Source organism: Halorubrum luteum (assembly GCF_054652935.1).
Genome location: NZ_BAAIGT010000002.1, coordinates 1,735,666 through 1,747,079, shown reverse-complemented (window position 1 = coordinate 1,747,079; position 11,414 = coordinate 1,735,666). Strand labels below are relative to the sequence as shown.

The following is an 11,414-nucleotide window of genomic DNA, read 5'->3' as shown; positions in this document are numbered from 1 at the left end:
GACTCGTCGTTCCCGTTGCTACAGCGTCCCTGCCTGAACCGTTATCGGTCATCATTCGGCGACCTCCTCGAAAAGATCAGCCAGCTGATCGACGACGACGTCGAACTCTTCCGGCTGCATCAGTGCGTCGGGATGACTCTCATCGTCGAAGGGGACTCGGAGCGCCCCTGCTCGCTTGCTGATGTAGAAGGTCGCTCTCCGCGATCGACCGAAGAACAGCCCGACAGTGGATCGGGACACCCCGGCATCGAGCAATTGTCGAAGCAGTTCGTCGCGCAGACGGTTCATCAGCTCCTCTTCGCCGTTGGGAATTCGACCGCGAACGGTCCGGCCGATGTCATCGGGATATCCCCACTCTTCGGTGTCTAGGTCTTTGTCGATCAGTGGCTCGTCCAATGCGTCCGTCTCCCTATCGACGGACATCAACGTCCACAATCGCTCGATGATCGACGTCCGAGATGACCCGCTCGTCACCTCACGGATCTCGCTCGTCGTTGCTGGACCGTGTTCGTACAGGTACGTGAGGATCTCGATGTCCTTGTACAGCAGGTTGACTTCAGCAGCGACTCCATCGAGGTCGAACGGGAGATCATCCGCTGTCAGTCGATGCGTGACCAAGTGGTGACACGGGATGCACATTGTGGTCCCGTTATCCGGGTGATCTCGATCTACGAACTCCGGATTCTCTTGCATGTGGTGTGCCTCCAGGTCGATGCTACCACCCCGTTCCGGACCCAGACGGCCACAGACCTGACACTGGTACCCGTCTCGCTCCAGAATCTGTTTCCGAACGCTTGCAGGGAACGTACTGTACCCCTCGTTACGGTCCATCGGTCACCCCAACATCCACGTCACCGCGGGAGCGGGTCCCGCTCGATTCTTCAACAGTAACCTCGCTCAGCATCATCGGTCGCATATCCTCGGGATCGTCCCATTCGGTGATCCACGCGGACGCGACAACATCCATACTGTCCGGTTGGGGGTCGAGCGTCGCGTCACACTCGTCGCAGACACAGGCGTCGAGGAACCACGTGAGTAACTCTAGGGGTCTCCGGGCCACGACTGTGACTGGCTTGTAGGGGACGAGAGTCTGACCACACTCGCTACAGGTCGTATCCTTCGGCAACGACCAGCCGGTAAGTGCCTGTTCCGCGGCAAAATCCACGTTCTGCTGTGAGTATGAACTCACTACGCTGACGAACGGTTCGGTTTCACCGTTATCCACGATGAGACACTCCAACAGCTGGAGCGTCCGGTCGAACTGATACGTCAGTTTCCGAATCACCATCTCATCAGTCAGATCGTCTTCACTCACGCGGGGCATTCCGATCCCTCCGGTTCGTAACATGCGCGGGTGATCTCTCGGATGTGGCTGGCAATCGGCTGCGTTGCGCGGGTCGCCTTGACTCGCTTTCCTCTCTCGTCGTAATCTATCACACCAACGTCGTCCAGCTTCTCAAGGTGAGACTGAATCAGGGCGACGTAGACGGTTGTTCGCTGCTCTCCTGTCACTTCGCTCGGATCGACGAGGTTCTCGATCGCGGCAATCTCACGGGCCAACTCGGAGGCAGTGAGCGGCTTGTCCGACTGTGCCAGCGACAAGACCACCTGGCGACGACGGCTATTGGACATCACCCTGAACGCGTCGTCCGGGTCGATCGGGATGCCGCGATCTTTGTCGGGTCCCGTCATCGCTGGCCTCCAGCGAGACGTTCGCCACGGTGTGTGAGCACGATCAGTTCGTGCTCAGGGTCACCGATCAGTTCGACGTAGCCTCCATCCAGTAGCTTCTGAAGGCAGGCATCCAGCTTCTCTGCGGAGAGGTCGGTTCTCGCAACGAGATCTCTACGCGTCGTCGTGCCGCCAACGGCGCGTGTTTCTTTGACGATTCGGCCGGGTCGTGTATCGTGTTCGGAGACGATTTCCGCCCTCTCGGAAGCCCGAGAGTCAGAGTTATCACTCTCGACACGATTAGTGTCGTTTGCTGTCATCCTTGGCAGCGATGTTCCCGGTGTCCAAGCACCGGGGGCGTTTTCAGCCACTTGTGGGTAGTGGATTCATTATAAAAACTATTTGTATATTAGCTAAGCAGCACTTCGGTCCTGTTTAGACGCAGTGTGGATTGTCCCCGATAGCTGCTTCCCAAATAACTCGCCAAGTCTGTTAAACGAATATCGGGACGTCTGTGGGAGAATAATGAAGGATAGTGTATAAAAAAGCATTTCACGTCCTACACACAGACTCGTAGAACCGTTCAAAACTAATAACAGATAGTATCGTCTGCGTGAACAAACCTGATATTAAGATTAGTCACATCATCCGGATCAATAGATCTTTCAATAATTATTGAACCACTTTCACCAGCATCATAGAATGCATACTCATCATCAATAAACCAAGAACCGCCGCCAGCAGCACCAGTTGTTTCTATAGTAACTTCTGATACTTCAATTGATTCTGCAAGATTGTTTCGTATCCCAATTGAGAGAGCATTGCCACCAACACGGGTTTGCTCGGTGAGTCCGAATATTTGTGCAGTGAACTCGCCTGTTTCGCACGATTCAATTCCCCATTGGGTTGGTTGTTCTTCCACCTCCTCTACTTCCTCCTCTTCCTCCTCTTCCACTTGTTCCTCCTGTCCACCTTCATCTCCAAGACACCCTGCGGCCAGAACCGACCCTGCTGTAGCAATTAGAGCTTGTCGTCTATTCACACTGAAGATGAATTTCACGAGTTATTAAATGTTAAGTATTTATACCTAATCAGCTCTGAGTACGACAATCTTGCCGGCCTTTATGACCCATACAATCTGAGGGCCTTGTTTGGACGCCCTCAATAACAGTGGCTGGAGTCTGTGTCGGCTGAACAGGATCAGCCTGTGAAATCCTCTCCGTTCGATTTTTGTTTTCAGATAGCGACTGGTTTGTCCGATCCACACCGCGTCTAAACAAGGCCTAGCACTTCTAATCCTTAGTGTAGGTTCAGATGTGTTCTGACTAGTTCCTCGGCTCAACTGGATACAGCTGCCGTAGCTTGATACGAGCGTCACCGGTGGTAAATTGCCAGTCGATAGGTCGATCAAACGCATTGTGTCGCTCTTCCCACGCAGCGACCTCCGCTCGGAGCGTCGCTGCGTCATAGATACGCCAGTCAAGACACTGCCGTTTGAGCACACCAATCTTGATTTCGGCCATGTTCAGCCAACTTCCTCGCTTCGGCGTGTAGTGGAACTCGAATCGATCAAGATACGCTTTCGCTTGCTCCGGTGGGAAGAACTCGTAGAAGGCAGCCGGTTTGTGCGTATTGAGCTGATCCATCACAACCCGGATGCGATCAGCATCCGGGTAGTGAACATCTGCCAGCTCAACCATCCGGTCGATCCATTCGGTCGTTCGCCGTCGGTCTGTCACTTCGACAGCCACCCAGCCGGTCAACGGTTCAGTAGTGATGTGTAGCCGCTGTTTCCCGTTACGTTCGTAGCGATGATCGACACGAGCGACCGCTCCCGGTTCGGCCGGGAGCGGATCGCGTTCATGGCCACGAAGTGCCTTGCTTGACTCGTCAAAACAGATGACTGGACGAGTTTCGTTGTACGGTTCGTGGTAAAGAGCAAGCACGTCTTCCATGTAGTAGACGAACTCAGCGTCCAGTTCAGGCGGTATTTCCCAGTAGCTGGAGAGATGCGGTTTCAGGGCGTTTTTTTAGACGGTCTCGGACGGTTTCGTGAGAGATCGACTCGAAGTCGATCTCGTCGAGCATCACGAGTTCATCAGCGAGGAGATGGAGCGTCCAGCGGGAGTGTCCCTCTGGTGGCTCGCTGCAGGCGAGTTTGATCAGTCGCGCTTCAGCATCGCCATCGAGTTTGATTTCATACTCGCGGTCGGGCTTGCGGCGATGAATCGCCGCGAGCCCTCGCTCACAGTAGTTCTTCCGTGCCCGATATGGAGTAGCGATTGAGCAATCGAGGTGCTCACAGATCTTCGAATCTGTGAGCCCTTCGTCTGCTTTCAGGAGAATCCGTGCCCGCGTAATGTCCTCAGCTTTGTGCTCACCGGTCGAAATGAACCACTCGAGCGTCCTTCGCTCCTCATCAGAGAGATCAACAACGTGCTGTTTCCGGCTCATTCCTGTAGATACGCTCCCAGAGAGCTTAAACTAGACAGTCTAAGTCTGAAGCTACACTTAGTAATTGAAAGCGGGTCAAATCCGGAAGTTCGTTCTTTTCACTCGTATCTCATTACGGCATTATTTTGCGTTCCCAATCTCCAACTCAGAAACGTTTTCTATCAGCTCCGCGATCTTCAACCTATATAATTGTCACTTTTCAACTCAATCAAAATCACATTCGTCAGAGATAATCTTGTGTGACACGTTTAGACCAGCATATTACTCAGGGTTTTTAATATGGATGTCTATTCGGTGGAGGTCATACTCATTCATTTTTCCGATATATTCCCTCTCTGCGTCAAGATCGTTCTCCGAGGCTATTTTGACGACCTCTGGTGCGTGACCTAAAGCACGGGTCTTTGAGCCCGGGAAACTTCCTTCAAGTGTTCGTGGCTCTTTTGAAACAGACCCGTACGTTGCTTCCATGATGAAGTTTGCAATATCATTCTCGCGGAGATCTTCAACTGATTTTTCAACCGCGGATGTTTCTTCGATAGCCAACTATCCAGGCCACTCATGTATAATTCCTTTTGAGCTATAGTGCAAAAGGTCTTATATAGCCTTGTTGTCTCGAAATTAGTACGATGCGTGAAAATTACGACAACGATAATAGAAGTGGCCTGAACGGGGCCGCTAGTGCAGATGGGGATATCAATACAAAAATAAAAACAGATGTCGATTATGAAGGAGAGGGCAGTATTTTAGCTATGAAGACCGTGGAACGCGGTGATCGGCGAGTAGATTGGAAAATAGGGTACAAAGACGGTGTTTTCTCTGAGGCTAACGACTTGTACTACAGGGGGGAACTACTGCATCAAGGGGAATTGATGCAGATGCCCGAAAATGCAGCCTCGGGTAAGTTCAATAGCGACGGTAACTTCCAGCCGCTTCAAGATTTGAACATCCTTGATGACGGCGAGATGGAACACAAATATGGAGAAAGCGAAGACGGAAAAGAGTGGGCTATCACATATTTACAGCGAAGTGGTCCCAGCCCCCAGGATATGTTGAATGAAATCTGGCCACATATGATAGAACAGTACGGTGACAAGAATTAGTAGCTGAGGTTCAGGATAAACTATGACAGAAAATGAAGGGGCAGACAAAGAGCGCGCAAAAGAACTCCGCGAGATAGCGCCTAAAGAACCATCTGAAGTTCCAATTGCTGAAACACAAAAACTATTCAAAAGTTCGTCTGTATCGGTCCGCGAAGATGCCTCATCTGTTCGTAGTTGGATAGCAGTTCCATGTCGAGACGATTTCGTAGCAGTCTCATAGATCGTTCACTACTGCTGAATTACTGTGTCGCTGGGGAGTCGCGGATCAACGGAATCGACAGATTCCGTGATCCGCACCGACGACAGTTCGCTACTCCGCCAGCAGCTCGTAGTCAAGAAGCTTGAGAACCGGCTGCTGCGACGCCAGATTACTGCACAACAACAGAAGATCGAACAGCTTGAGGCTCGCCTCAAGCAGTACGAAAATCCAAACACACCACCCAGTAGACAGGGTGGTGCGGCTAATTCACCAGGCGATGACGACCAAACCGAGGACGAAGACCAAGAACCTGATGAAGACGACGCTGGCGGCGACTCTGACGCCGCCAGCGACTCATCGCCTGGACGCAGCGAAGGTCACGAGGGAACAACTCGAACAGCACCTGAACCAGAAGAGACGATCCTCGTTGATCAGGGATTCTGTCCAGACTGTGAGCAAATCCTCTCTAGCCCTGATAGCTACGTTTCACGGACTATTATTGACGTACCGCTTCCTGTTCCAACCACTGTTACCGAGTACAAGCTCGGCAAACACCACTGTTCTTGTGGTAACGAGGTTGTTGCTGAGCATCCTGACTGTCCCGAAAAGGGGCGGTTTGGGCCAAATATCATGGCCCAAACCGCTCTCGGTCGGTTCCATCAACGACTGCCGAACCGGAAACAGGCCGAGCTGTTTGACTGGGACTTCGACCTTCCGATCTCTCACCGGACGATCTACAACTTGACTAAGCGGGTCGCAGCCGGTCTGCGACCCGCTTACGAGGATGTCAAAGAGAAGATTCGGGAGAGTGAGGTCGTCTACTGCGATGAAACAGGCTTTCCGGTCGATGGAGAACAACACTGGGCGTGGACGTTCGTCACTGATGACGAAGTGCTGTTTTGGGTTGATGAAAGCCGAGGAAGTGGAGTCTTAGAAGACGTCCTCGGCGAGGAATTCGCCGAGGACTCGACGCTCAGTTGTGACGGCTGGTCGGCGTATTCGAGTTATCACACGAAACTGCAGCGGTGCTGGGCGCACCTGTTGCGGGAGGCTGAGTACGTCGCTGAACGGTACGAGGAAGCAGAGCGGCTGTCTGAAGAGTTGCACGCACTCCACGACGATCTAACGACGTTCGTCGAAGGAGATCCGTCCGCTTCCGCCCGCGAGCAGAAGCGGGCGGAAGCATCCTTACACCTGGAGGGCCTGGTGAGGGAAGGTTACGAGGCCCAAGAGGTTCAGCAGCTGATCAAGAAGATCAGCAATGGCTTGGGTCACTGGCTGACGTTCGTGACCGAACGGGGTGTTGATTCAACGAATAATCGCGCAGAGCGGGCTCTGCGCGAGCAAGTAGTCCTTCGGAAGATGTTTCGGACCCTGCGTTCGGCAGAAGGGGTCCAGATTCACGAGACAATAACAACGATGTTGGCGACGTGGAAACGACGAGGACTTGATCCACCTGAACAGCTCCAGTCAATTCTGGGTGGGAGAGAACTTCGGTAAGGACGAGAGGCATCACTGTGCGGTGTATCTTTGTCTTGCTATCCAACTACATCTGTTCTTGCAACGATAGCTACATTCGACAGAGAGGAAGCTCGGGGATTTATTGGAGATTTTGTAAGCATGCTCGATGATGAGTCTGCAGAAGTGAGATATCACGGTGCATATTCATTGAGTGCTGTGGGTGAAGAATATCCACAGGATGTCCGAAACGCTACCGATGATTTGAAACCACTTCTTGCTGATTCTGATAATCGAGTCCGGGCTCATGCTGCGGTAGCCCTCGGTACCATGGCAGCAGAGTACCCAGAAGATGTTCGGGACGTAGTCGAAGACTTACGACCATTCCTGAATAGTCCAGATGATAATGTGCGGGGACATGCTGCACTTGTATTTGCTAATCTCGCTGCGGAGTATCCAGAGGATGTACGAGATGTTGTTAGTGACTTGGAACCTCTATTAACAAAGCGAGATATCTGGAGCAAACGCCGAGCCTCATTAGCCCTTGCCCATGTGGCCGAAGAATATCCAGAAGATGTTCGCGTTGCCACTGTATCTTTAGAGTCACTTCTTGAAGATGAAGATCAAGAGACCAAAGAGAACGCTAAGACTGCTCTCCGTAGGCTAATTGAGGACAGTAACAGTTCCACAAAAGGTGGGAGCAATTTGGACCAAAGTAATCAATTGTCCAGTCAAAATATTTCGAGAGAGGATCTTGAGTCAATCGACCCGTACAATTTTGAGCAATTAGTTGCTGATGTCTGGGAAGCAAAGGGGTACGACACGACTGTCAGATCGAAGAGCGGAGACAAAGGAATTGATGTAGAAGCTGAAAAAACAGGATACAAGGAAGTTATTCAAGTCAAACGATACAATATAAATAATAAATTGGGGAGTGAAGACGTCCGATTCTATGCTACATTATATCAACAAGAGCCGGAAGCCAACTCTGTTGTAGTAGTTACGTCCGGTGAGTTTACGAAGGAAGGTCGAGAACTGGCTGAAGATTTGAAAATTGAAACACTGAATGGAAATGAGTTAGTAACTGAAATACAGGAACACAACGTAGAACTCAACTCAGTACTTAATCAAGAGAAGTCCAATAATAATCAGTCGATCACATCGGATTTGAGTGAAAGTGTCTGCTTGGCAAAAGTGTGAAACCTACCGAAGCAGACAGCGAGATAGAGGAAGAGCACCTGCTTAATTTTGTCGTCAACAGCCTTGACGAAGAGCTTGCGATAGATCTCGGTGAGGACATCGAGGTCACGACAGAGACGTTGTACGAGGTCCTCGCCGGCGCCAGCGCCGGCGGGACCTCAATCAACCACGTCTGCGAAACGACCGACGACTCGCCACACGCCAACACCGTCCGGGGACATCTCACTGAGCAGTTTGAGCTTGACTCGGTTGAGGCGGTTGGAGACACGCTCCTACAACGAGATGCCCTCGAGACACTCCCGGATCGACCGGTGGAGGTCTGCGTAGACCTCCACCTTGATCCCTACTACGGTGACGAGGACGAGACGGAGGCGCTGTACTTCTCGCAAGCGAAACGAGGAACAACTGCGTTTCACGCCTATGCGACACTGTACGCGCGGGTACGTAACAAGCGCTACACGCTGGCGGTTCGCCAGCTGGTCGCTGGCGATACCACCAGCGATGTCCTCGCTGAGTTTCTCGAACTGCTCGACGGCCTTGACCTCGGCGTCAAGGCCGTCTACCTTGATCGCGGCTTCTACAACAGCACCTGTCTCGGGCTGCTGTACGCGCACAACTACGCCTACGTTATGCCGATCGTCAAGTGGGGCGAGACGATTCAAGACGAACTCAGCAGAGGTTGGAGCCGCGAGATCGAATAGTAGTTAGCGAATCTTATTGAGGAATCCACTGAGGTGGTTGTCGATCCACGATGCAGCGAAACTCAGTTTCTCGGTCAGTTGATCGAACAGGTGGTCAAGGCGTTTCCGGTACTCGTCTTCGCCGTTGACGATCAGCGGCGAAGACTCCCACTTGAGACTCTTCCAGACAGGTTCGATTGGGTTGAGATCCGGGGAGCCAACCGGCAAGAACACCAGATCAATCCCAAGTTCGTGAGCACGCTTGCGCGTGTACTTACAGACGTGTGAGGAGAAGTTGTCCAAGACGAGCAGAATCCGCTTGCCGGGATTCTGCTCGCGGATCTCCTCGAAACAGCCGCAGATCTGTTCTTTCTTCTGGTTCGGTGGGAACGACAGCACGCTCTCTCCGTTGAGCGCATAGAACCCGGCCGCTGGTGTATCGATTTTCACCAGCGGCCGGGTGATATGTGGATCATCGACCGTGTACAGTCGCTGAGAATTGTCCCAGGGTTGTGGATGCGAGATATCGAAAAACCCCACCACAGTCCCGCCATCAGTGCAGATATCTTCATCGGAGCTCCACTCCTCTTCATCGTCATCATCGTCACTCTCGCGCTTGTTGTGTGGTTGGTCATGAGCATCCTCGTCGAACGCGTACTCAACGCGTTCGTCGAGGATTTCTTCGGCGTTATCGGGTCGATCAGGCCGTTTTGTCCGAGGAATGGCGTAGGAAAGGCCGAGATTGTCTAGAAATTCCGGAAGGTAGTGTGGGTGATATTCGACATCGAACTCATCGTCGAGAAGGTGCTGGATCTCCTGTTTTTTCCACGGTTGACCTTCACGCAGGAGGTCAATGAGTTCGTCTTGTTGGTCTTCGTCGAGCTTCGGGGGCCGACCGCCCCCGAAGTTCGGAGTAAGTTTACCGAGGCCTCCTTCGTTCCAGCGAGTGACCCAGTTCGTGGCGGTGCCCTCAGATCTCCCGACGTCATCAGCGGCTTCCTTCAGCGTGGCACCTTTGTACAGCCGTTTGAGAAAGACGAGGCGTTCGAATTCCTTCTGATCGTCCGCCTCACCGAGGAGCCGATCCAGATCCTCTTCACTCAGGTGCCGCACGATTTTCTTCTCTCGTCCAGTCACTACACGAAAGAGATTCTTCTCCTCAATAACTTTGCCGAATCACTACACGATCTCGCTGGCAAGGTAACGTTTCCCGTGTTCATCGATTGTGTGTACCAGCAGGGGCGGTACGATGAACACGGAGTGGCGCGTCACGGCTACGCCGCTGACGCGCCGTTCATCGACACGCCACGCGATGCCCGAGAACACTACAGCAAGCGTTTCGGCATCGAATCGAGCTATCGGTTAGCCAAACAGAGCCTCGCGTTCACCAGTTCTCAAGACGCTGGCCTGCGGCTGGTGATGTTTGTGGTGAGCCTGCTGTTCCAGAACAGTTGGCGGTATCTCCACTGGAAGTACGTGGCGTCGCCCCGCCGAGGGGGGCGACGCCTCTGGGACTGGTCGTTCACGGAGTTCTGTGAAATGGTACTGCGGGCCGCTTGGACAGCTCTAGGTGTCCGCAGGGCTGTCCCAGCGAATCAACCACTCGACGACCGGTTCTTCCGGTAGCTGTCCACCAATCCGGACAGCGGTCGTGAGTGGCGACGCTGTCGCGTCGGCGGCGATCTGCCGCCGACAGCGACTGACTAACGCCTCGACAGCCGAGCAACGCCAGAATTCAGCCGCTCCATCCTTCCGAAGACTATCGAGGGGCCGAGGACAACGATTTAGCGGCTACTGGACGGAGTCGTGGGCCTTCTGATGTGATCGACTGATAATGGGTCACTTGATCCTAAGTCTAGTTCACACTCGATATCTCAATCGCTTGCTCACCCATTTGGTGACATTCCCAATCCAAACCAAGATGTAGAAATATCAAATTTGTTTGGTCAGGAGTGCCCTGTATGTTCTTCTCAAAATTCAATCTGGAAAACGACAAATGTTAATACTGGAACTAGACATAAATGTTCGAATTGTGAAACAAAATGGCGACGAATAAAAGACTCCACAGAATGGGCCAGAGACTCAGAAGACCTAGTTCAGATCTGGACCGCACTTGGTGGTCCTCTCCATGGGCAATCGGGAACACCGAAAGAATGGATGAACGGCGACCATATCGATAGAGAGCATCACCCAAAGGTGACGACTTCTTATTTTGCCTCTGACGAGGGCTGTTTCATTGCGACTGCAGCGTTTGGGACACCTCACGCAAAGGAGATCGATGAGCTTCGAGCATTCCGTGACATATCCTTTTATCGAATACACTTGGAGAGCTGTTTGTGGACGCCTATTACCGATTTAGTCCACCTATTGCAGAGTGGATCTCTGAGAGTGAAAGTCGTAAAAAGACTACTCGTCGTATCGTGATAGATCCATCACTCTGGTTCGTGAGGAAAATCCAATAAACCTCAGTTATCAAATGACTGCCAAATTCAAAGGGAACCGAAAAAAGACGCACGGTGGCACATCCATCTTCCCAAAGAGTCCACGCGTAGTAGTTCATATCTTTGAGAACGGAGAAGCACTCTGTGGGAATCCGGGAGACGCAAACGAAGGGCCATTCACATTGTCAAAAGCCGATATTGAAAGATCAAA

General features: G+C 52.2%; 13 protein-coding genes and 2 pseudogenes. 6 read left to right on the top strand and 9 right to left on the bottom strand.

Annotation, left to right across the window (positions count from 1 at the left end; all coding sequences use genetic code 11):
- Positions 1–51: 51 nt before the first annotated feature.
- The 8 genes from ACYQ0R_RS08670 to ACYQ0R_RS08635 all read right to left on the bottom strand — a co-directional run bounded on the left by ACYQ0R_RS08670 (position 52) and on the right by ACYQ0R_RS08635 (position 4,668).
- Positions 52–831: an HNH endonuclease gene (locus ACYQ0R_RS08670; RefSeq protein WP_459822499.1), complete on the bottom strand. Its 780-nt coding sequence runs from the start codon at positions 829–831 to the stop codon at positions 52–54.
- Positions 821–1,315 (bottom strand): hypothetical protein, encoded by a 495-nt coding sequence (locus ACYQ0R_RS08665; RefSeq protein WP_459822497.1) that lies wholly within the window; start codon positions 1,313–1,315, stop codon positions 821–823. Before ACYQ0R_RS08665 ends, ACYQ0R_RS08670 begins: the two co-directional genes overlap by 11 nt.
- Positions 1,312–1,692, bottom strand: coding sequence for a DUF7344 domain-containing protein (locus ACYQ0R_RS08660; RefSeq protein ID WP_459822495.1), 381 nt, complete (start codon positions 1,690–1,692; stop codon positions 1,312–1,314). The genes ACYQ0R_RS08665 and ACYQ0R_RS08660 overlap by 4 nt, the downstream gene beginning before the upstream one ends.
- On the bottom strand, positions 1,689–1,991 hold the full coding sequence (locus ACYQ0R_RS08655) for a helix-turn-helix transcriptional regulator (RefSeq protein WP_459822493.1): 303 nt from the start codon (positions 1,989–1,991) through the stop codon (positions 1,689–1,691). Before ACYQ0R_RS08655 ends, ACYQ0R_RS08660 begins: the two co-directional genes overlap by 4 nt.
- A 269-nt stretch (positions 1,992–2,260) precedes the next feature.
- The gene (locus ACYQ0R_RS08650) at positions 2,261–2,713 is read right to left on the bottom strand and encodes a hypothetical protein (protein ID WP_459822492.1); all 453 of its coding nucleotides are present in this window, start codon (positions 2,711–2,713) and stop codon (positions 2,261–2,263) included.
- Between the two features lie 283 nt (positions 2,714–2,996).
- The gene (locus ACYQ0R_RS08645; RefSeq protein WP_459825720.1) at positions 2,997–3,650 is read right to left on the bottom strand and encodes an IS630 family transposase; all 654 of its coding nucleotides are present in this window, start codon (positions 3,648–3,650) and stop codon (positions 2,997–2,999) included.
- A 1-nt stretch (position 3,651) separates the two neighbouring features.
- The gene (locus ACYQ0R_RS08640; protein WP_459821791.1) at positions 3,652–4,125 is read right to left on the bottom strand and encodes a helix-turn-helix domain-containing protein; all 474 of its coding nucleotides are present in this window, start codon (positions 4,123–4,125) and stop codon (positions 3,652–3,654) included.
- A 261-nt stretch (positions 4,126–4,386) separates the two neighbouring features.
- Positions 4,387–4,668 (bottom strand): hypothetical protein, encoded by a 282-nt coding sequence (locus ACYQ0R_RS08635; RefSeq protein WP_459822490.1) that lies wholly within the window; start codon positions 4,666–4,668, stop codon positions 4,387–4,389.
- 83 nt (positions 4,669–4,751) lie between these two features.
- Between ACYQ0R_RS08635 and ACYQ0R_RS08630 the strand changes: the two genes are divergently transcribed.
- From ACYQ0R_RS08630 to ACYQ0R_RS08615, 4 genes and pseudogenes are all read left to right on the top strand, one after another.
- Complete coding sequence (locus ACYQ0R_RS08630) at positions 4,752–5,225, top strand: hypothetical protein (RefSeq protein ID WP_459822488.1); 474 nt, start codon at positions 4,752–4,754, stop codon at positions 5,223–5,225.
- A gap of 244 nt (positions 5,226–5,469) precedes the next feature.
- On the top strand, positions 5,470–6,924 hold the full coding sequence (gene tnpC / locus ACYQ0R_RS08625) for an IS66 family transposase (RefSeq protein WP_459820641.1): 1,455 nt from the start codon (positions 5,470–5,472) through the stop codon (positions 6,922–6,924).
- A 120-nt stretch (positions 6,925–7,044) separates the two neighbouring features.
- Complete coding sequence (locus ACYQ0R_RS08620) at positions 7,045–8,082, top strand: restriction endonuclease (protein WP_459822487.1); 1,038 nt, start codon at positions 7,045–7,047, stop codon at positions 8,080–8,082.
- Positions 8,079–8,780: pseudogene (locus tag ACYQ0R_RS08615) on the top strand (ISH3 family transposase); the annotation flags it as partial. The gene ACYQ0R_RS08620 and the pseudogene ACYQ0R_RS08615, both read left to right, overlap by 4 nt.
- 6 nt (positions 8,781–8,786) lie before the next feature.
- Here ACYQ0R_RS08615 and ACYQ0R_RS08610 read toward each other — a convergent pair.
- Positions 8,787–9,899, bottom strand: coding sequence for an IS630 family transposase (locus ACYQ0R_RS08610; RefSeq protein WP_459822340.1), 1,113 nt, complete (start codon positions 9,897–9,899; stop codon positions 8,787–8,789).
- A 45-nt stretch (positions 9,900–9,944) separates the two neighbouring features.
- On the opposite strand from ACYQ0R_RS08610, the pseudogene ACYQ0R_RS08605 reads away from it, so the two are divergent.
- Both ACYQ0R_RS08605 and ACYQ0R_RS08600 read left to right on the top strand, forming a co-directional pair.
- Positions 9,945–10,388, top strand: a pseudogene (locus ACYQ0R_RS08605) (ISH3 family transposase); the annotation flags it as partial.
- A 677-nt stretch (positions 10,389–11,065) separates the two neighbouring features.
- Positions 11,066–11,224 (top strand): CFI-box-CTERM domain-containing protein, encoded by a 159-nt coding sequence (locus ACYQ0R_RS08600; protein WP_459825718.1) that lies wholly within the window; start codon positions 11,066–11,068, stop codon positions 11,222–11,224.
- The last annotated feature ends 190 nt before the right edge of the window (positions 11,225–11,414 follow it).